We start from the raw sequence: 20,582 nt of genomic DNA, 5'->3' as shown, positions 1-20,582 counted from the left end.
TGCGAAAGGAGCTCTTCGAACCTCAAAAACGCAAAAGAGGTTGCGGGGTCTGCGCATCCCCGCAACCTCTTGTTCCCCGGCATGCCCGGATCCGGCAACGCACGCAGCCCTCGCTGCGGCCGCAATTGCAGATGCAGCCGTCAAGACCGCCGCGCAAAAGGGCCGATTCACATGCGAGCAACCACCAGATCGCCCATCGCACCCGTGCCGACAACCTTGTTGGCAGGCGTGTCAAGCTGCCTGATATCGCCCGTGCGCCACCCCTCGTCAAGAACGGATGTCACGCCACGATGGATATCGTCGGCTGCTTCCTGCATGCCGAAGCTGTAGCGCAGCATCATTTCCACCGAAAGGATCTGCGCAAGCGGGTTCGCAACACCCCGACCTGCGATATCCGGCGCGCTGCCGTGGCTGGGCTCGTAGAGCGCCGTGCCGTCGCCAAGGCTTGCACTGGCAAGCATCCCCAAAGAACCCGTAATCTGCGCTGCCTCGTCGGACAGGATGTCGCCGAACATGTTCTCGGTCACCACTACGTCGAAATCAACCGGGCGGCTGATCAGCTGCATGGCCGTATTGTCCACCAGCAGGTCCTCGAGCTCCACGTCCGGATACTCGTCGGCGCCGATGCGATGCACGATTTCGCGCCACATGCGGCTCGTTTCCAGCACGTTCGCCTTGTCGACGCTCGTCACCTTGTTGCGGCGCCTTCGCGCAGCTTCGAACGCCTGGCGAGCGATGCGCTCCACTTCGTACTCGCGGTACTCCAGCGTATCGTAGGCGCGCTGGCCGGGAGCGCCCTGCGCTCCGCAGCCTTCCTCGTTGTAGAATCGCTCGCGCTTGCCAAAGTACAAACCGCCCGTCAATTCGCGCACGATCATCATGTCCACGCCCTCTACGATTTCCGGTTTGAGCGTGGACGCCTCGGAAAGCGCGTCGAAAATCTGTACGGGACGCAGGTTCGTGTACAGGCCAAGCGCCTTGCGAATACCCAAAAGTCCCTGTTCGGGACGCGGTTTCTGGGGATCGGTCGTGTCCCACTTCGGACCGCCGACAGCCGCCAGCAACACGGCGTCGGAAGCTTCGGCCGCACGCAGCGTCTCGTCGGGAAGCGCAGTGCCGCACGCATCGATAGCACAGCCTCCGATAAGCGCTTCGGTATAGGAGAACGTCGTGCCGTACTTCGCGCCCACGGCATCGAGCACCTTGACGCCCTCGGCGATGATCTCCGGACCGATGCCGTCGCCCGGAAGCAGGCAGATGTTGTAGGTTTTGGTCATGGGTTTCCTTACGTTGCGGGTCCGATAAAGTCAACGAGGCTTTCTGCGGCAGCGCCGAACTGCTCCGCCGTTCGCAAAACGGCGGAACGGCTTACTTTCCCAGTTTCGACTTAGTCCGGTTGATCAGGCCGCCCGCTTCGATGATCTCGCGAATGAACGGCGGGAACGGCTGAGCCTGGAACACGTCGCCCGTCGTCTCGTTCGTGATGATGCCTGCATCGGCGTCCACGTTCACCATGTCGCCCTGGGAAATGGCATCCACCGCTTCGGGGCACTCCATGATGGCCAGCCCCGTGTTGATGGAATTGCGGTAGAAGATGCGCGCGAAGCTCTTGGTGATGACCACGTCGACGCCCGCCGCCTTGATGGCGATGGGCGCATGCTCGCGCGAGCTTCCGCAACCAAAGTTCTCGTCGGCCACGATGATGTCGCCCGGCTGCACGCGCTCGACGAACGAGGCGTCCAGATCCTCCAGGCAATGTTTCGCCAGCTCAGCCGGATCAGACGTGGTCAGATGGCGAGCCGGAATGATAACGTCGGTATCGATATCGCGCCCGTAACGGTGCGCGGTTCCCTTGAAATGCATGGCAGCTTCCCTTTCCTAGTCCAGGTCTTCCGGCAGGCCGATACGACCCAGCACGGCGCTTGCCGCGGCAACGGCCGGCGAGGACAGGTACACCTCGCTGGTGGGGTCGCCCATGCGGCCGACGAAGTTGCGGTTGGTGGTGGCGATAGCACGCTCGCCAGCGGCAAGAATGCCCATGTAACCGCCCAGGCACGGACCGCACGTAGGAGTGGACACGGCGCAGTTCGCGTCGAGGAACACGTCCATCAGGCCCTCTTCCATGCACTGACGGTACACCGCTTGCGTGGCCGGGATCACGATGCAACGCACGTTGGGATGAACCTTCCGACCGCGCAGCACGTCGGCAGCTTGGCGCATGTCCACGATGCGACCGTTCGTGCAGCTTCCAATAACAGCTTGGTCGATGCGCACGTCGCGCGCTTCGGCAACCGGACGCGTATTCGACGGCAAATGCGGAAACGCGACCGTCGGCTGAATGGACGCTGCGTCAATCTGGTAGACCTTCGCGTACTGCGCATCCGGGTCGGGATGGTATTCGGTATAAGGACGCTCCACGCGGCCGTCCATGTAGGCGCGCGTCACGTCGTCAACCTCGATGAGGCCCGCTTTGCCGCCCGCTTCGATAGCCATGTTGGAAATGGACATGCGCTCGTCCATGCCCATGTTGGAAATGGCGCTGCCCGTGAACTCCATAGCTTGGTACAAGGCTCCGTCTACGCCGATCATGCCGATGATATGCAGGATGACGTCCTTGCCGGTCACGCCAGGAGCAAGCTCGCCGTCGATCCTGAACAGCAGGCTTTCGGGCACCTTGAACCATGCCTTGCCGGTGGCGTAGCCCACGCCCGCGTCGGTTGAGCCTACGCCCGTAGCGAACGCGCCGAGCGCACCGTACGTGCAGGTATGGCTGTCCGCGCCGATGATGAGATCGCCCGCGCCCACAACGCCCTGCTCGGGCAGCAGCGCATGCTCGACGCCCATGCAGCCCACTTCGTAGTAATGGGTAATGCCCTGCTCGCGCGCGAAGTCGCGAACGATCTTGGCCTGTTCGGCGCTTTTGATGTCCTTGTTGGGAACATAGTGGTCGGGCACCAGGGCGATCTTCGTAGGATCGAACACCTTCTCGACGCCGATCTTGCGGAATTCCTTGACAGCGATGGGGGCTGTAACGTCGTTAGATAGCACGAGGTCGAGATCGCATTCGATCAGTTGACCTGGCTCCACTTCGTCGAGCCCCGCATGGGCGGCAAGAATTTTCTCCGCCATGGTCATGGGACGTGCCATGTTTCACTCCTTTGTATGCGGTGGTCTCGTCTGGACTCGCGTTCGAGCCGCGAGCAGATAGGAAATCGTCGCCCATTGTACCACTGGGATTTACCGGTAAAAAAGAAGAGCCCCGAAGGGCCCTTCGATGTGAAGCGATTTCCAGATAAAACCGGCCAACTACCAAGATCCGTGGTAGTCGTAACCATAGTAGCCAGCAGAACCCATCGCTCCCGCGACAAGCGCCGTAACCATGCCGCCGATCATCAAGCTCAACAGGAGGCCGAGCACGATCCAGATGACGAAGCCGATGATCGAGAACTTGAGCGCATCGCTTTTCACCTGCGCGACCTTGTCGGCGTTCGCCAGCCAGGCGATGATGATGCCCGGAATGCCCAGAAGAGCGCCCACTACCAGCCAGCCAAACTTCATGCCGCCGGTCAGCTGCATGAGCGGCGCGGGCGGATAGACGGGCTGCGGGACGTAAGGGGGCTGAGCCTGAGGCTGAGGCTGGGGCTGGCCCATCGGAGGCTGCTGCGGAGGGACCGGAGCTGTCGTCGGAGGCTGAGGAGCCGCCTGCTGCTCGGAAGCCTGCGGGGCCTCGGGAGCAACCTGATCGTTCTTGTTCTCTTCGCTCATAATGAACCTGCTTTCCATCGGTATACTTCGTTTTCGTCCATGCGATGCGGCTTTCTCAGGCGTCTCGCATGGACGAAACGCGCGGCACGTCAATGCCGCCTGTCCCCAGTATAAAGGGCGCGCGCACCGCAAAGGAGCACCGTCAACGAATCGAAACCCAAATACATCGGATGGTGTAGCCTGAAAGAAGCAGACGGAGCGGGCGCTCCGTACTCCGCACGCAAGCAAAAGACCCTCCGCCGAGGGTCTTTGAGAGCCTTTCGAAAGCAAGGAAAGCCCAGGAAGCAATCGCGTTTACGAAAGCGCCGTGCACAGCGCGTCGAGCAAGGCGATGGCAAAATGCTGGGCGGAACGGCCAACGCCGGCATCCTCCCACATGGTGCCGGGCAGCTCAATGGCGATGCGCGAAGGAGCGGACGAGTCGGCAACCCCGATGGCCGTCTCCAAACGAAGCGACAAAGTGCCTTCGTCGTCAAAGCTCACGCGAGGAACGTTCTCGGTAGCCTCATCAGGCAAAACAATATGAACGAGCAGCATGTTGCCATCAGGGGCAACCAGCAGCGAATCAGCGCTCATGATCTTGGACGCAGGATTGGTCGCCAACGCCAAGTTCGACATGCGCGAAGCCACGCTGCGCGTGAACTCCTGCGTTCCGAACAGGCAAAGCGCGTTGTGCTCCAGCACGTCGGCAGCGCGCGCGAAGCCCAGGTGATTGGAGCCGTGAACCGCTTCCTTGCCCTCCCACGAGTGATGGAGGTTGCGAATGGCGCCGTACGTGTACGCCCCGGCGATTCCATCGGAAGGCAGCCCCATGTTCAGCTGGAACTTGCGAAGGGCCAGCTCCGTGAACGCGCCGAAAATCCCGTCGGTCGCGCCGCAGGCGAACCCGAGCGCACCCAGCGCCCGCTGAAGCTCCAAAACGTCATGCCCGTGAAAATGAGGCATGCGCAGATACAGCGTACGATCGCCCAGCGTGAACGAGGCGTCAACCAAAGCCGCCCACACGCGATCATCGACCTCGTCGGTCACGGGAATGTTTCGCTGCCCGCAGAACGCGCGAACGGCGGCGGCGGTCGCCTCGCCGAACGTTCCGTCAACGCCCGCAGGAGCCAGCAAGCCGATCGTCGCCAAACGCTGCTGCACGTCTTCGACGGCCGGACCGGTGTCATGTCGCTTAATGGTATCCATGCCTGCCATGGTAGCGTACCCCGCCGAGCCAGCCTCGGATCCAGGCGAGGTTCCACAAGAGGAACAGAGCAAGAGCCCTGCAGGGCGAAGAAGGCCGGCCCTTCGCTTCGCCGGTCGCTTACGCAGCTCGCAGATTCGCCTCAATCCATCCAAAAAGGGCGGCCGTGTGGCCGCCCCGCTTGCTTCATCTATCGAAGCGAGGCACCGGCCCCGTTCCGTTTCCTTGCCTTATTTCAGGCGGTTGACGAACCAGTCCGCCATACCGACCAGCAAGTCGAGCGCCGTCGACGGCCTCACTAAATCGATCAGGCGATTCTTGGCAATGTCGGTCAGGTTTTCGGCGTAGTTGCGCGCATAATCTATGCTGCCGGACTCCTCCATGATGGCCACAGCCTCGGCCAACACCTTCGGATCTTTCTCCTTCGACGAAAGAATCTCGATCAAGCGATCGCGCTTCGGGGAATTCTGCAACGCGTGAACCACCACGAGCGTGCGCTTGCCCTCGGTAATATCGTTGCGGAAGTCCTTCTTCGTGCTTTCCTCGGACCCCACAAGGTTCAAAAGGTCGTCCTGGATCTGGAATGCAAGACCCGTGTCCAAACCGTAATTGCGCAGGGCCTCGATTTCAACCTCGGTACCGCCGCCGATGATGGCGCCGATTGCCAGGGGCACCGCACCCGAGTAATGCGCGGTCTTGTGCGTGGCCATGACCAAGTAGTCCTCGGGCGTGATGTCGTAGCGACCGTCGCGCGCCCAGCCAATGTCAAGCGCCTGGCCCTCGATGGTTCGGCGCGTCATCTCGATAAGCTCGGAGATCACGCGAACCTTCATGGAGTCATCCAGGTTCGGGTCGGAGATCACGGTCCCGTTCACCAGGGAAAGAGCCAGGTCACCGGCGTTAATGGCAAGGCCGTACCCTTCCGTCAGGTGCATGCACGGCTCACCACGACGAAGCTCGGCCTCGTCGGCGATGTCGTCGTGAATAAGCGCAGCTGTATGGAAATGCTCGATGGCGGCCGCAGCGCTCGTAGCGCGCGACATGTCCCCGCCAACGGCGCGACATGCGGCGAAGCAAATGAGCGGACGGTGGCGCTTTCCCCCGTTTTTGCTGTACTCGATAAGAGGATCGTACAGGTAGCGATCCATATCGGCATGCGAGCCCTTCGGAATATACGCATTGACTAAGCCGCCGACGCGGTCGGCGTACACCGTCAAATACTCTTCGAACGACTCGGGGGGCTCTTCCACTGCGGCGATGATCTCGTTGATGTTGTCCATAGCGCTTTCTCTGTAAGCTTTGACAAATTCCGGAAACCTCATGGTATCACAAGAATTGAATATGGTTTCTCGACGGTTCCCCAGCGGTTCATTTTTTCGCTTTCTCCGCATATCCGCCAAAGATTATGCGAAATGGAACATAATCGAAAGCGCGAAACCTCGCCGAACGGGGCAGCACCATGCACGAGGAACGCGGAACGACCGAACGGTCGCAGCCCTCACGCGGCTGCCGCGCGCGCATAGTATGGTAGGAGCGGTGGGACTCGAACCCACAAGACCGAAGCCGGCGGATTTTAAGTCCGCTGCGTATGCCAATTCCGCCACGCTCCCCCGTTGCCGCGCATCGTCGATCAGCCCCAAACGCGCAAGGCTTTTTTCGACGCGGTATATGGTAGCAAATTTTGAGCCGTATGACCGGATGAACTAGCGCGTTGCCGCATCCAGAATAATGCCGTGCAAGATATCCGACTCGCTTACCGTGAAAGAATCCATGCCCGCCGAATCAAGCACGCTTTGCAGGATGATCATCCCCGCCACGATCACGGGAGCGCGTCCAGGATCCAGCCCCACGATCTGCTCGCGATCGGCAAGCGCAACGCTGCGAAGCTGGTCGTACACCTGATCGAGCGCAGGACGGTCGACCAGCGCCTTGTGAACGCGAGCGGTGTCGTAAACGCTCATGCGCTCGCGGATGGAAACCACCGTTGTAGCCGTTCCCGCCACCGCGACCAGCCGATCAGCGCGAAAGCCCGACGCCCTCAACTCCTCGAAAAACAAGGACATGCCCGAAGAAATCCACGCACGAGCGGCCTGCAGCTCGGCGCAGCTTGGAGGATCGGAGGCCAGGAACTTTTCCGTCACGCGACGACACCCGATGTTGAACGAATGGGATTTCACGGGATCGCCGCCGGAAGGACCTGCTACGACCTCGGTAGAGCCCCCGCCGATGTCGACGACCACAAGCTGCTCGCCGGGAAAATCGCACGAAGCCCCTTTGAACGAGAGCGACGCTTCCTTCTGCCCCGGAATAACCGACAGGGAAACGCCCAGCGCAGACAGCATGCCTGCGAATTCCGCGGCGTTGCGCGCGTCGCGCGCAGCCGACGTGGCCATAGCGGTCACGTGCACCAGCGGATGATCAAGCGAGACGAAGGAATCCAACACCTCGCGATAACCCTTCACGGCAGACGCCACGCGCTCCATGGCCTCAGGCTTCAGCACGCCCGAAGCATCCACCCCTTCGCCAAGGTTCGTGATCTGGTATTCGCGATCCAGCTCGTGCAGCCGTCCTTGCTCGTCCACGTCCGCAACCAACATGCGGCACGTCACGGTTCCGATATCGATTGCCGCGTATCGGCCAGCATGCAGCACGCGCGAGCCGTCGACGTCTTTTTCCACGAAAGGCCTCCTACTCGACACCGAACAGCGCATCGAAAAACGGCGAGTACCAGGTATCGGGAGCCTCGATGCTGCCGGGGGTTATGTTGGCGCGAAACGTGCTGGCGTCCTCTTTCTCGATTTCAAGGCCGCGCACGGTAGCCGTTTCTTCGCCGTCTTTCACCCATCCGAACTGCTCATGAGCGCGCGCCTCCACGCCCGAATCGGTCTGAAGGGACGACACGTCGCTTTGCAGGGCCTCGTTGCGCTCTTCGAGGGCAGCATACTCCGCCTGCAAGCGATCGTTTTCACGAACCGCGTGATAGTACTGCTGGGCGGCCGGGTACAGGAACACGCACGAAAGAGCCAAGCACGCGGCAACCGCGGCCGTGGCTATGAACTTCGGAGACGATTTCAACGCCGCAACGGAACCGAACGAGAAGCCGCGCTTCTTGGACGCACGGGGGCTCGACTCGTTCTGCATGCGCGCAGCCTGCCGATGCTTCGCGCCCATCTCGCCTTTGTACACGGCAGCGCGAGAGCCCGACGCTTCCCCGTCCGACCCCTGACGCGCGTCCCCGAACTGTTTGGCGAACGCCCGACCCGCCTTGTCCTTGGCGCGCTTCTTCTTGAAAGCGGCCATCCGGGACACGCGTTCGCCGCCGCGGTTCTCGGCGCGATCGCCATCGTCTCGATCCGCTTCGTCGCTGCGGCGCGAAACCGGACGATCCGCCGCTGCCGAACGGCTCGAAGCGCCGAACGGATCGTCGGACAAGCGGGCATGACGGCCGACCGAAGCCGGGCGAGACGGCTCGACGCGCACGGCATTCCTTCCGCTGCGCGCGGAAGCGCGGGGCTGCTCGAAACGAGAAGACGCAACGGCCCGCACCGTCGACGCCGAAGCGCGCGACGAAGAGCCGCGGGCGGAAGCCTGCCGAAACGGCGATTCGAAGGTGGAAAGATCATCGGAGAACCGAGGGGGCATCGATGGCACGACCCTCGATGAGCGGTATGCGCCCACGTCGCGTTTTGCCTCGTCGAACGAGAGAATATTCGCCTGCCTTGACACCTGGATTGCGCCCCTTTTGCATCGTGTTTCGTTGAATGGTTTGTTTAATGCGAGAGCTGCTGCAAGGATACCACACCGCAACCCGAGCTGCCACCGAAGGCAACGGCTCGAAACGGCCTGTCTCCAATTTGCTGAACGCCTTGATAGCCGCGAAAAAAGGGCCGCGCGAACGCGGCCCGAACACCCTTACAAATCGAGTTTCTTAATATAAGAACTCCATTTTTTGTACGAATCGTCGCTGATAGCATGCTCCATGAGGCACGCCTCCTTCTCGGCTTGCTCGTCCGGCACTCCGAGAGCCTTGGTCAAGAACGTAAACAGCATGTGATGCCGATCGAGCACCGACACGCCGTATTCGTACCCCTCGTCGGTCAACGTGATATCCCCGTAGTAAGGCTGCTCGGCCAGGCCCTTTTCCTTGAGCAGCGAAACGGCTTTATTCACCGAAGCCTTGGAAACGCCAAGCTTCGTCGCAATATCAACCGACCTCACGGACGCTTCCGTCGTACCCCCCAGCATGACGATCGCCTCAAGGTAGTCTTCGTGCGACATGGACATCTTTTCCACTGAATCCTCCTTCGATCACCGTGCTATGGTACCACACGGCATCGCAAGAGCAGGGGAAGCCCGAACAGAATGGAAGCAGTACGAGGAGAGTGCCGACGAGGGAAGAGGGGGAAGATCCCTCGCCGGCTGCTGTGTGGTGGACGACCAGACGAGGGAGTCTCCACCACCGGGTCAGCAAAAAGAGGAGGTGTCCTTCAGGTTTGCTTTCGCGTCCCTGTTGACATTTGTTAGTATAGGTTAACTTTGATCTGCACGTCAACTACCTTTGAGGAAAGTTTGCTTTGGCATACAATTCCTCCATATATCGCGAACCCGGGGCAATCCCCTTCGATGCTCGCTCAGCGACGGGCGTCCGCCGCCTTCTTCATATCGGCCATCATCTGGTCGACGGCTCCGCAGCCGGCGCAGCCTCCGCAACCTCCCGAGCACGATCCTCCGTGGGCGTCGTCGCCCTTGTGGCAATCGCACATGCCGTTGCGCCACATGCGGCGCACGGCCAGAAATGCCAACGCCGCAACCAGCAGTCCCACGATCACCGTAGCGGGGGTGAATTCCAAACCGAACATGTCCAGCTCCTTTCCAATATGCTGCAAATGCGGGCGGGCGGCGCCCCGTCTTGGCGCGCCGCCCAACCCCTTCAGCAAGATTCTCGTTCGCGATCCAGCTTCACGAGCCTACGCAGCGCCGCCTTCGGCCTTCAAGCCCTCGACAGCGTTTTTCTTCTTGTACGACGGCATGGGGCGAAACATCTGGAACAGCATGCCGCCCAGAATCACGATGGCCACAACCGTCCACACGTTGAACTCCACCTCGCCGGACAACAAGCCGCCGAACTGGTAGAACATAAGCCCCACGCACCATGCGAACACGGTCATGTACCCGATGGCGAACCATGTCCACTTCGCGCTTTCCATCTGGCGGCGGATAGTGCCGATAGCAGCGAAGCACGGCGCGCACAGCAGGTTGAAGGCGCAGAAGGCCAAGATCGCCGGAACGGAACCCGCCATCATGCCGGCGAACGCGGCCCACATGGTGGGGTCGGCCTCGCCCGCATCGCCCAAGCTGGTGATGATGCCAACGGTGGCCACGACGTTCTCCTTCGCCACCAATCCGGTGACGGACGTGACCGTAGCCTGCCAGTCGCCGAAGCCAAGCGGCGCGAACACCCAGCCGATCGCATTTCCCAAGCCAGCCATAAGGCTTTGCTGGATGTAGCCTTCGGCCTCGGAATCAAGCAAGCCGAAGCCCGCGCCCGTGTCGCCGAAGTTCATGAGGAACCAGATGACGATGGTGGACAGGAAGATGATGGTACCGGCCTTCACGATGTAGCTTCGAATGCGCTCCCACGTAGCCAACAAGATGGACTTCACCGTAGGCAGGTGATAGGACGGCAGTTCCATGACGAACGGGGACACCTCGCCCGCGAACATGCGGGTCTTTTTCAACATGATGCCGGAAATGATGATGGCGATGACGCCCAAGAAGTAGAACAACGGCGCGACCCACCAGGTTTCCGCGGTATTGCCGCCCGCAATGGCGCCGAACACCAGCGCGATGATGGGCATTTTCGCGCCGCAGGGAATCATGGTGGTCGTCATGATGGTCATGCGGCGATCCCGCTCGTTCTCGATGGTCTTCGTGGCCATGACGGCGGGCACGCCGCAACCGGAAGCCACCAACATGGGGATAAAGCTCTTGCCCGACAGGCCGAACCGGCGGAAGATGCGGTCCATGATGAAGGCGACGCGCGCCAAATACCCGCAGCCCTCCAAGAACGCGAGCAGCAAGAACAAGATGATCATCTGCGGAACGAACCCGATAACGGCTCCCACGCCCGCGACGATGCCGTCCATGATAAGGCTTTGGAGCCACGGGGCGACGTCGGCCGATTCAAGGGCGTCTCCCAGCACCGTGCCCAAACCGGGAATCCACAGGCCGAACTCGGAGGGATCGGGCTCCTCCTCTTTAAGGGACGCGATTTCCTCTTCGCTGGCCCCGGCCTCCTCGGCCTCGGCCACGCTCTCTTCCCAGGCGCCGACGGCTTCTTCGTACTGCTCGTTGCCGGTGTAGAGCCATCCGTCGCCGGAAATGCCGTCGTTCGCCCAGTCGGTAACGACGCCCGTTCCCACGGAAATGGCCAGATAGTACACAAGCGCCATGATCACCACGAAGATGGGCAGGCCCAGCCAGCGGTTGGTCACCACGCGGTCGATCTTCTGCGTCGAGGTCATGCCCTTGCTCGAGCGCTTCACCGTATCGGCAACCACCTGCGTAACGGCATCGTAGCGTTCGGTTGTGATAATGCTCTCGGCGTCATCGTCAAGCGCGTCTTCGACCTCTTTGCGCAAGGCATCGATGGCACTGAGATCTTTTGCGGGAAGGTCCAAGCTGGCAACGGTCATGTCCTCGCCCTCGAACAGCTTGATGGCGAACCAGCGCGCCGTAGCGGGAGAAACGCGCCTGCCCAGAATGCCCTCGATCTTGACAACGGCGTCTTCGACGACCGCATCGAACGGCAGCCGAGGCTTCGGAGCCGCGCCTTCCTTCGCCGCTTTCACGGCGGCGTCCAAAAGCTGCTCCATGCCATGGCCCTTGAGCGCCGAAGTCTCGATGACCGGGCAGCCCAGCCGTGCGGACAAGCCGGGGACGTCGATCTTGTCGCCGTTTTTCTTCACCAGGTCCATCATGTTGAGCGCAACGACCACCGGCACGCCCAGATCGAGGATTTGCGTGGTCAGGTACAGGTTGCGCTCGAGGTTCGTAGCGTCAACCAAGTTGATGACGGCGTCCGGCCCGCCCTTCAGCAGGTAGTCGCGCGTCACGATCTCTTCAGGAGAGTACGGGGACAACGAGTACACGCCCGGAAGGTCCGTGATGACGATGTCTTTGTTGCGGGTGTACTTGCCCTCTTTCTTTTCGACGGTCACGCCCGGCCAGTTGCCAACGTATTGGCTTGCACCGGTCAGGTCGTTGAACATCGTGGTCTTGCCGCAGTTAGGGTTTCCGGCAAGCGCTATTCGAATTGTCATTGTCTGCCTTTCCAGCAAGTTAACTTCTGCTAACTCATTCCCAAAAAAGAAGCGCTTTCGCGCCGATCCTCGTCATCTGACGCATGCTTCGCGCACGCGCGAGAGCGTCAGCCGACGAGGATGCTTTCCGCTTCGCTTTTGCGCAGCGACAGCTCGTAGCCGCGCACCGTGACCTCAAGCGGATCGCCAAGCGGCGCAACCTTGCGAACGAACACGTCCGTGCCCTTCGTGATGCCCATGTCCATGATGTGGCGCTTAAGGGCGCCCTCCCCCGTTAGACGGCGGACGGTAGCCACCTCCCCAATTGCCACGTCGCGCAGCGTTCTGTTCTGACCTTCAGTCATGCACGTTCTCCTTCCTTAACTCTATTTCCGCTTTGCTCGCCCGACAGAAACGCCCCGCGCGCGGCACCTTGGTCGCTGATTGCGAAACCGTTCGGCACGGCGTGGGGCGAAGCACGCACGAAAGCGCACGGTGAAAAACCGTGCTTCCGCGCAGAAGCCGCTTTTTAAGCTGCAGTGATGATGCGCGACGCCACCTGCTGGCTCAACGCAACTTGGGAACCCTTGATCTCCACGATCAAGTCGCCAGCCGCATGCGCGACGACCTGCACTTGGACGCCCTCGACGAATCCCAGGGTTTCCAGATGATGGCGCAGCTCGCCTTTGCCTCGCACCTTCGCGATCACGGCCACCTCCCCGCTTCTCAAAAACGATAGCGGCATTTGATGAACCGTCGCGCTCGGCACCGAGGCTTGAGAAATAGCTCCCTGCGTGCTGGCAGCCACTGCGTTGTCCATGTCGACTCCCATCGAGTTAGCTTTGTATAACACAAAGTATCTTATAGCAAACATTTTGCAAATGGAAGCCATAGTTAACATTTTCTACAGACGGACGCGAAGGCGGGACCGCAAGCCGATTGCGGTTTCGGAGCGAACGATGGGCGCGGCCTTCGGCGAAGAGCGTAATTCCCTTGCCGATTCTCCTGCTTGCCGACGAGGGCCGCATAGTATACTGAAAATGGATAATGAACTGCAGGACTTCGGGCAGAAAGCGCAGAACATGGCTGAAAACCTCTATATCGATACGCGCGGGCGGACCGAACGCCCGGTTACGTTCACGGAAGCCGTCGTCGACGGTCTGGCCGCAGGCGGCGGGCTGTACGTTCCCCAGAGCATTCCGCAGCTTTCCCTTGAGGACATAACCGCGTTGGCCCAGATGCCGTACGCGCAGCGCGCATCCTACGTTTACCGCGCCTTCGACGTTGACCTGCCGGCCGAAACCGTAGACGCGCTTATGGCTCAGGCTTACGGCGACAACTTCGATAGCCAGGCCGTCTGCCCTATTTCGTCGCTCAACGCGAACACGCACGTGCTGGAGCTGTGGCACGGCCCCACGAGCGCGTTCAAGGACATGGCGCTGCAGTGCCTGCCGCGGTTCTTCTCCGCCAGCGCCAGCCAGCTGCGCGACCAGGGAAAACTTGACCACGAATTCCTCATTCTGGTAGCCACCTCCGGCGACACGGGCAAAGCGGCGCTCGAAGGGTTCCGCGACCAGGACGGCGTGTCCATTGCCGTCATGTACCCCGACGGAGGCGTGAGCGACATCCAGTTCAAGCAGATGGCCACGCAGCAGGGCCGCAACGTGCAGGTATGGGGCGTGCGCGGGAACTTCGACGACTGCCAAACGGGCGCGAAGAACGTGTTCAACGACGACGCGTTCGCGCAGAAGCTGCTTGACAAGCAGGGCGTGGCGCTTTCCAGCGCGAACTCCATCAACTGGGGACGACTGCTGCCGCAGGTGGTGTACTACGTATCGGCCTACGCGCAGCTGGTGGCGGATGGCAAGCTGGGCGCCGGCGACGAGCTGGACGTATGCGTTCCCACCGGCAACTTCGGCAACATCCTGGCCGCGTACTACGCCAAGCGCATGGGCGTGCCCCTTGGCATGCTCCTGTGTGCCAGCAACGAGAACCGCGTGCTGACGGACTTCATCAACACGGGCACGTACGATATTTCCGATCGCGACTTTGTGCTGACGCCGTCGCCGTCCATGGACATTCTGGTATCGTCGAACCTGGAGCGCCAGCTGTTCGAGCTGACCGACCGCAATGCCGAGGCCATCGCCGGCTGGATGGCCGACCTGCGCGAACAGGGCCGCTTCCGCATTGACGAGAGCACGTTCGCCCGCGTGCGCGAGACGTTCGCATCCGACTCCATCGACAACGCCGCGTGCCTGGCAACCATCAAGGCCGTGCTGGACGAGCACGATTACCTGCTGGACCCGCATACGGCCGTAGCCTACCAGGTGGCCGAGAACCTGCGCGGGCAGAACCCGGTGCTCATTGCCAGCACCGCCCATTGGGCGAAATTCGGCGACAACGTGTACCGCGCCCTGCACGACATCGAACCGGGCGCGCCGCTGCCGGACGACGTAGCTGCCCTTACCGGGTGCGCGCTCAACGAGCTGATCGCGCGCGAAACGGGCAAGCACGACATCCCTCGCGGGCTTGCCGAGCTGGACGAGCTGCCCATTCGCTTCACCGACGTGATCGACGCGGGAACCGGCGACATCGAAACCGCAGCGCTGCGGTTCCTTGACAACCTGAGCAAACGATAGACGAACCGGCCACGAGCGCCGTACGAGAAAAGGACGAGACCATGAGCGAGCTTGCGAACCTGAAGCCGACCATTCGACTTTCCATCATGAACCCCGACTCCGACAGCGGATCGCTGTTCGGGCGGGGCATCGCCAGCCTGTGCTTGGGCGTACGAGAAACGGGATCGCTCAACGCAGCCGCGAAGAGCATGGGCATGGCGTACAGCAAGGCTTGGCGCATCATCAAAGACACCGAGTCGGCGCTGGACATGCAGCTGCTGCATCGCGACGGGGCGCACGGCAGCAGCCTGACCGATTCGTGCAACAAGCTGCTTGACGCGTACCTGTCCATCGAGGAGAAGCTTCAAGAAGAAGCCGAGAAAGCGTTCGCCGACATTTTGGTGTAGCGCCGGGGCGCGAAGACTCATGCGCCCCGATAGTACCAAACGGCAAGCTGGGTGCGGTTCTTGCATCCCAGCTTCTGCAGGATCGTGCTGATGTGATTGCGCACGGTTCCGTCGCTCAAGTACAGCTGCGCGGCGATTTCCTTGTTGTCGAGGCCTTCGGCCACCAGCGACACGACGGCCTGCTCGCGTTCGGTGAGCAGGCCGTCGCTTTGAGCACCGCGTTGGCCCGTCGAAGCAGCGTGGCTTCCCATGAGCTTGCCCACGCGGCCCACCACCTCCTCCCCCCAGCACGTTCTGGCCGGACATAACGCTGCGCAGCGCCGGCGCAATGGTGGCAACCTCCTGCTTGATCAGGTAGCCGCGCGCGCCCAGGCGGAGTGCGCGAACGATGTACTCGTCATCGGAGAACGTGGTCAGAAACACGATGCGCGCAGAGGGACGGGCGGTCAAGATGCGCTCGGCCGCGGCCAAGCCGTCCATGCCCGGCATCTGGATATCCATGAGCAGCACGTCGGGCTCGTGCGCATCGTAGAGCCGTACCGCATCTTCCCCGTTTTCGCCGCAGGCGACCACGTCCACGTCGGGCTCGGCCGACAGAATGGTTGCAAGAGACGCGGCAACGAACGCATCGTCGTCCACGACGACCACGCGAATGGACCGTCCATTTGCCTTGGAACCGTCGATCATACCCGCTCCTCCCCCGCGCCTTTCGGCACGGACGCGAACACCTTGCATCCCTTTTCGAACGACACGCGGAACACGCCGCCCAGCGCACGGGCCCGATCTTCCATCGTGGTCAGGCCGATGCCGCGCCCGTCTTCGCCCATCGCGGGCGGACGCGTGCCGTCGTCATGCACGACAAGCCGATAGAATCCCGGATGCTCCACCACCGAAACCTCTACCGTGCCGGCGTTGCTATGACGCACCGCGTTGGAAAGCGCCTCGCGCACAATGGCGATGAAGCCGTAGCCGACCTCCGCAGGCACGTGGTCCGCCCGAAACTCAACGCGAACCGGCAGCGCGCACGCCTCGGCCGCAGCGCGCACCTGCGTTTCCAGGTCGAACGCGTCGTCGTGCAGGTCATGGACGCTCGCACGCACGGTGCCCATGGCCTCGTGCAGCGTCTCGCCCACCTGGGCAAGCTCCGAGCGCACGCGCTCGTCGTCTCGATGGACCACCTGCAGCGCCTCGGTTTGCATGATGGCGCGCGTCAGAAGATGACCCACGTTGTCGTGTATCTCGCGAGCGATGCGGCCGCGCTCGGCCAGCGTGGCCAAACGGACCTCGAGGTCTTGCCGCTCGCGCAGCTGGGCGTTTTTCTCCTCGAGCGCCAACGTCCCTTCCCGCAGGTCATCGCGCAAATGACGGGCCTCTTCCTTCTCGCGCAAGCTGACGGCGGTGCGACGTGCGAGCGCGTAGGCGAGCACGCATCCGAACAGCATGACAACGGCCGCAAGCGACTCCATGCGCAGAACGCACACGAACGCGGGAAGCAGCCATCCAAACCGAAGAACCCGGCAGGAGCCGCGCGCCAGATCGTACACCGCAAGCGGCAGAAACGTGCCGAGCACCGGATCGACCAGGCACGCGAGCGCATAAGAGCACGGCAGCCACCGCGCCCAACGACGCGGAAGCACCTCTGCAAGCGCCGAGAACAGCACTGCGATCAGCATCGCGGCCACGTACGCGCCGCTCCACGCGACAACGGCCACGCCCAACGCCGTGCAGGCAAGCACGGCAACCTTGTCGACGATTCTCTCCATGCGCCCATGGTAGCAGGTCAACGCAAGCTTTGCGGAAAAGGCATGGGCGCGCCGACGCTTTCGTGACAGATGTCATGGCCTTGCGGCCAAGGGGATGACCGCGCTCACTGGCGAACTCCGATCAAACGGGCGATTATGATGACAACGCTTGCGGACTTGCGGAAAAACGCGCCGCGAAGCGTCCGAGAAAGGAACCCCATGGACATCATAGCCGTCGACAACCTGGTCAAACGCTACGGCAGCGCCATCGCGCTCGACCATTTCAGCCTGCATATCGCCCCCGGCGAGATATTCGGGCTGCTCGGTCCGAACGGATCGGGTAAGACCACCGCCATCAACTGCATCTTGCAGCTGCTCACCTTCGACAAGGGAACCATCAACCTGTTCGGAGAGCCCATGGCGCCGACGCGCTACGACCTGAAGCGGCGCATCGGCGTGGTTCCGCAAAACGTCGCGGTGTTCGAGGAGATGACGGTGCGCGAGAACATCGACTACTTCTGCTCGCTATACGTGTCCGACCGGCTGCGCCGGCGCGCGCTCGTAGACGAAGCGATCGCGTTCGTGGGCCTGGAGGAGTTCGTCAAGCACCGCCCCCGCAAGCTGTCGGGCGGCCTTTTGCGACGCCTGAACATCGCCTGCGGCATCGCGCACAAGCCCGAGCTCATCTTCTTCGACGAACCCACCGTAGCCGTGGACCCGCAAAGCCGCAACTCCATTCTGGAAGGCATCAAGCGCCTGAACGCCGAAGGCTCCACCGTGGTGTACACGAGCCACTACATGGAAGAGGTGGAGGATATATGCAGCCGCATCATGATCATGGATCGCGGCCGCACGATAGCCGCCGGAACGAACGACGAGCTCAAAGCCATGATAAGAACCGGAGAACGCATCCGCATCGAGCTGGACGAAGCTCCCGAAGCGCTTGTGGCCGACGTGCGGGAGCTGCCGCACGTACTGCGCGCATCGTTCGACGGCGAGGCGCTGGAAGCCGTTTGCGACAACGGCACGCACAACGTGGCCGACGTGCTGGACGTGCTGAAATCCCACGGCGCGGCCCCCGGTCGCATTTGGGCGGAACCGCCCACCCTCAACGATGTGTTCCTGGAGATCACCGGAACCGAACTGCGGGATTCCTAGGAGGGGCCATGTGGACCACGTTCAAATACACCGCGAAGATGCTCACGCGAACGCCGTCGTTGTTCGTCTGGGCCTTCGCCTTCCCCATTTTGCTTTCGACGCTGTTCATGTTCATGTTCTCAGGGCTTGACGCACAGGAGTCGATCAGTCCCGTGCCGAGCGTCGTGGTTGCGGACGCCGCGTATGAAGGCTCTGCGTTTGCGCAGATGATCGACCAGCTGAGCACCGGCAACGACCGACTGCTGGACGTTCGGCAGGTGGCAAGCGAGGACGCTGCGCGCGACTTGGTCCGAAGCGGCGAGGTGGCCGGAGGGTTCTCCGTCGACGACGAGGGCAATCCCGTGCTCATCGCGGCAGCGGGAACGCAAAGCCTTAACAGCAGCCTGAGCCGCATCAATGCCACCATCCTGCAGACCATCGCCGATTCCTACGCGCAGAACGCGGAGCTTTTGACGCAGATCGCCCGCACCAACCCGCTTGCACTGGCCGACGCCGACGCCGTGCGGCAGGCCCTCGACGCCCCGGCGGCAACCGAACAGGTATCGCTCACGCACAGCTCGCCTTCCCAAAGCGTTCGGTTCTACTACGCGCTTTTAGGCATGGCGGCCCTGTTCACCAGCCAGGTTTCCATGTTCGCCCTATGCCAGATGCAACCCAATCTCTCGATTTTGGGAGCGCGACGCACGGTAGGGGCGATCAGCCGCACGAAAGCACTGGCAGCCACGTTGGCGGCAAGCTGGTCGCTGGCCCTTGCATGCCTTTTGGCGGCGTTCGCCTACATTCGCTTCGTCGTAGGGGTGGACTTCGGAGGAAGAGAAGGGCTGTGCATGGTGGGACTGGCGGCCGCCGCGCTGCTGGCCACGGCGCTCGGCACCCTTATCGGCGCGCTGCCGAAAATGAGCCTTCCCGCGAAATCGGGCATCCTGACGGGCGCGACCTGCTTCCTGTCGCTGTTCGCGGGCCTGTACGGCGAACCGTGCATGCAGCTTGCCGACAGCATCGCCCGCGCATTTCCGATAACCGCCACGTTGAACCCCGCAAAGCTAACGACCGATCTGTTCTACAGCCTGTACTACTACGACGCGCTGGGGCCGTTCTTCGAGAAGACGCTCGTTCTGCTTGCATTCGGCGCGGTCCTGTTCGCCCTGTCCGCTCTTTTCATCAGGAGGCAACGCTATGAGCATCTTTAAGGCAGCCCTTCGCGTTGCACTCAGCCACCCTGTGTACCTGCTAGTGTACGCCGTATGGCTGAGTGCCATGGGCGTGTTCGTCACCAGCGGCGTTGCCGCGGACACCGGTCAAGACGAATTCGAAAGCTACACGGCCAATATCGCCGTGATCGACCGGGACGGGTCGGACCTGTCGCGCGGCCTGGAAGATCACCTTGCCGAACGGGCGACGCTGGTCGAAGTGGAGGACAACACGCTCGCTTTGCAAGACGCCGTAGCAACGGGCCTGGTCGAATGCTTGTTCATTGTTCCCGACGGCTTCGGGGAAGCGTACGTGAACGCAGCCAGGACGGGCGGAGACGCACCTGTTGTGGAATCGGTTTACAGCTACCAGTCGATGTCAGGATCGCTGTTCGATCAAGATGTCAATCGGTACCTTTCCCTGGTGGCCGCCGCTGCCGCTCTTGACGAAGCAGCCGAAGCAGACAGCTTGGTGAAGCAGACGAACGAGGCGGCCGCGCATACGGCGAGCGTGGACGCCGTCACCTCGGCAGACGCCGCAGCCCCTACCGATCAGCTGGCGTTCTACCTGCAATGGAGCACGTACACGCTCACGGTGGCCATCATCGTATGCGTAAGCCTGCTTATGAACTCGTTCAACCGCACCGACGTGTCCCGGCGCAACGTCTCGTCGCCGGTAAGCCCGCTTTCGTACGGGCTGCAGATGACCTTGGGCTGCCTGTCCGTAACTTTGATGATAGGAGGGTTCAGCATCGGCTTGGGCATCGCGGTGTTCGGATCGTCGCTAGGAAGCGTGCCGCCCGCTGGAATAGCCTTGATGCTGGGCGCTTCGCTGGCGTTCTCGCTTGTTCCGTTGGGCATCGGGTTCTTACTCGGACAGATAGGAACGAGCGAGCCCATCGCGAACGCAGCGGGCAACGTGCTGGGCTTGCTCATGGCGTTTTTGGGCGGTGCATGGGTCAGCCTGGATTTGCTCGCCCCCGAAGTGCAGGTGGCCGCGTACTTCACGCCTGCGTCCTGGTTCAACGACGCCGTGAGCCGAGCGCTTCGCCTTGACGCCGTGTCCTGGGATGCGATCAGCCCCATTCTGGGCGATATCGGCATCGTGCTGCTGTTCGCCTCCGTTTTGATCGCGGCCGGCCTGGTTGCCGGAAAGCTGCGAGCGTCAAGTTCGAGGGCCGGCGGCAACGCGGCGGCCGCGCGAGCGTAAGGGAA

General features: G+C 61.8%; 19 protein-coding genes, 1 tRNA gene and 1 pseudogene. 5 read left to right on the top strand and 16 right to left on the bottom strand.

Going from position 1 to position 20,582, the window contains the following annotated elements; genetic code table 11:
- Positions 1 to 167 precede the first annotated feature (167 nt).
- The 14 genes from leuB to LG373_RS11805 form a co-directional block, all read right to left on the bottom strand.
- A complete protein-coding gene (gene leuB, locus LG373_RS11870; protein ID WP_114566260.1) occupies positions 168 to 1,277 on the bottom strand; it encodes a 3-isopropylmalate dehydrogenase in 1,110 nt (369 codons plus the stop codon).
- Between the two features lie 91 nt (positions 1,278 to 1,368).
- On the bottom strand, positions 1,369 to 1,863 hold the full coding sequence (locus LG373_RS11865) for a 3-isopropylmalate dehydratase small subunit (RefSeq protein ID WP_225749867.1): 495 nt from the start codon (positions 1,861 to 1,863) through the stop codon (positions 1,369 to 1,371).
- 15 nt (positions 1,864 to 1,878) lie between these two features.
- Entirely contained in the window at positions 1,879 to 3,147 is a 1,269-nt protein-coding gene (gene leuC, locus LG373_RS11860; RefSeq protein WP_216528780.1) for a 3-isopropylmalate dehydratase large subunit, read from the bottom strand.
- Between the two features lie 159 nt (positions 3,148 to 3,306).
- Positions 3,307 to 3,765, bottom strand: coding sequence for a spore coat protein SP96 (locus LG373_RS11855; RefSeq protein WP_114566301.1), 459 nt, complete (start codon positions 3,763 to 3,765; stop codon positions 3,307 to 3,309).
- Positions 3,766 to 4,059: 294 nt separating this feature from the next.
- Positions 4,060 to 4,962 (bottom strand): peptidoglycan-binding protein, encoded by a 903-nt coding sequence (locus LG373_RS11850; RefSeq protein ID WP_225749866.1) that lies wholly within the window; start codon positions 4,960 to 4,962, stop codon positions 4,060 to 4,062.
- Between the two features lie 219 nt (positions 4,963 to 5,181).
- Positions 5,182 to 6,231 (bottom strand): polyprenyl synthetase family protein, encoded by a 1,050-nt coding sequence (locus LG373_RS11845; RefSeq protein ID WP_216528778.1) that lies wholly within the window; start codon positions 6,229 to 6,231, stop codon positions 5,182 to 5,184.
- Positions 6,232 to 6,476: 245 nt separating this feature from the next.
- Positions 6,477 to 6,561 (bottom strand) — tRNA-Leu (locus LG373_RS11840).
- 93 nt (positions 6,562 to 6,654) lie between these two features.
- A complete protein-coding gene (locus LG373_RS11835; RefSeq protein ID WP_370632911.1) occupies positions 6,655 to 7,548 on the bottom strand; it encodes a Ppx/GppA family phosphatase in 894 nt (297 codons plus the stop codon).
- Positions 7,549 to 7,639: 91 nt separating this feature from the next.
- On the bottom strand, positions 7,640 to 8,431 hold the full coding sequence (locus LG373_RS11830) for a septum formation initiator family protein (RefSeq protein WP_225749864.1): 792 nt from the start codon (positions 8,429 to 8,431) through the stop codon (positions 7,640 to 7,642).
- A gap of 432 nt (positions 8,432 to 8,863) precedes the next feature.
- Entirely contained in the window at positions 8,864 to 9,244 is a 381-nt protein-coding gene (locus tag LG373_RS11825) for a metal-dependent transcriptional regulator (RefSeq protein ID WP_114566254.1), read from the bottom strand.
- A gap of 338 nt (positions 9,245 to 9,582) precedes the next feature.
- Positions 9,583 to 9,810, bottom strand: coding sequence for a hypothetical protein (locus LG373_RS11820; protein WP_114566253.1), 228 nt, complete (start codon positions 9,808 to 9,810; stop codon positions 9,583 to 9,585).
- A 108-nt stretch (positions 9,811 to 9,918) separates the two neighbouring features.
- On the bottom strand, positions 9,919 to 12,273 hold the full coding sequence (locus LG373_RS11815; RefSeq protein WP_114566252.1) for a ferrous iron transporter B: 2,355 nt from the start codon (positions 12,271 to 12,273) through the stop codon (positions 9,919 to 9,921).
- Positions 12,274 to 12,380: 107 nt separating this feature from the next.
- Positions 12,381 to 12,617: a FeoA family protein gene (locus LG373_RS11810; RefSeq protein WP_114566251.1), complete on the bottom strand. Its 237-nt coding sequence runs from the start codon at positions 12,615 to 12,617 to the stop codon at positions 12,381 to 12,383.
- Between the two features lie 164 nt (positions 12,618 to 12,781).
- Complete coding sequence (locus LG373_RS11805; protein WP_225749863.1) at positions 12,782 to 13,072, bottom strand: FeoA family protein; 291 nt, start codon at positions 13,070 to 13,072, stop codon at positions 12,782 to 12,784.
- Between the two features lie 262 nt (positions 13,073 to 13,334).
- Between LG373_RS11805 and thrC the strand changes: the two genes are divergently transcribed.
- Positions 13,335 to 14,891, top strand: coding sequence for a threonine synthase (thrC, locus tag LG373_RS11800; protein ID WP_216528860.1), 1,557 nt, complete (start codon positions 13,335 to 13,337; stop codon positions 14,889 to 14,891).
- 41 nt (positions 14,892 to 14,932) lie between these two features.
- On the top strand, positions 14,933 to 15,277 hold the full coding sequence (locus LG373_RS11795) for a winged helix-turn-helix domain-containing protein (RefSeq protein WP_114566249.1): 345 nt from the start codon (positions 14,933 to 14,935) through the stop codon (positions 15,275 to 15,277).
- A gap of 17 nt (positions 15,278 to 15,294) precedes the next feature.
- Here LG373_RS11795 and LG373_RS12345 read toward each other — a convergent pair.
- Positions 15,295 to 15,964 (bottom strand): annotated as a pseudogene (locus LG373_RS12345) (response regulator).
- Complete coding sequence (locus LG373_RS11780) at positions 15,961 to 17,040, bottom strand: sensor histidine kinase (RefSeq protein WP_216528775.1); 1,080 nt, start codon at positions 17,038 to 17,040, stop codon at positions 15,961 to 15,963. The pseudogene LG373_RS12345 and the gene LG373_RS11780 overlap by 4 nt, the downstream one beginning before the upstream one ends.
- 198 nt (positions 17,041 to 17,238) lie before the next feature.
- Here LG373_RS11780 and LG373_RS11775 point away from each other — a divergent pair, with 198 nt between their 5' ends.
- Genes LG373_RS11775 through LG373_RS11765 form a run of 3 tightly spaced genes read left to right on the top strand, consistent with a single transcriptional unit; the run spans position 17,239 to position 20,577 of the window.
- The gene (locus LG373_RS11775; RefSeq protein WP_114566246.1) at positions 17,239 to 18,177 is read left to right on the top strand and encodes an ABC transporter ATP-binding protein; all 939 of its coding nucleotides are present in this window, start codon (positions 17,239 to 17,241) and stop codon (positions 18,175 to 18,177) included.
- Between the two features lie 8 nt (positions 18,178 to 18,185).
- Complete coding sequence (locus tag LG373_RS11770; protein ID WP_114566245.1) at positions 18,186 to 19,367, top strand: ABC transporter permease; 1,182 nt, start codon at positions 18,186 to 18,188, stop codon at positions 19,365 to 19,367.
- Positions 19,354 to 20,577, top strand: coding sequence for an ABC transporter permease (locus LG373_RS11765; protein WP_225749861.1), 1,224 nt, complete (start codon positions 19,354 to 19,356; stop codon positions 20,575 to 20,577). Before LG373_RS11770 ends, LG373_RS11765 begins: the two co-directional genes overlap by 14 nt.
- The last annotated feature ends 5 nt before the right edge of the window (positions 20,578 to 20,582 follow it).

Origin of the sequence: Paraeggerthella sp. Marseille-Q4926, assembly GCF_916618935.1 — a bacterium.
Classification (GTDB): Bacteria; Actinomycetota; Coriobacteriia; order Coriobacteriales; family Eggerthellaceae; genus Paraeggerthella; species Paraeggerthella hominis.
This window is presented reverse-complemented; position numbering and strand designations above follow the sequence as displayed.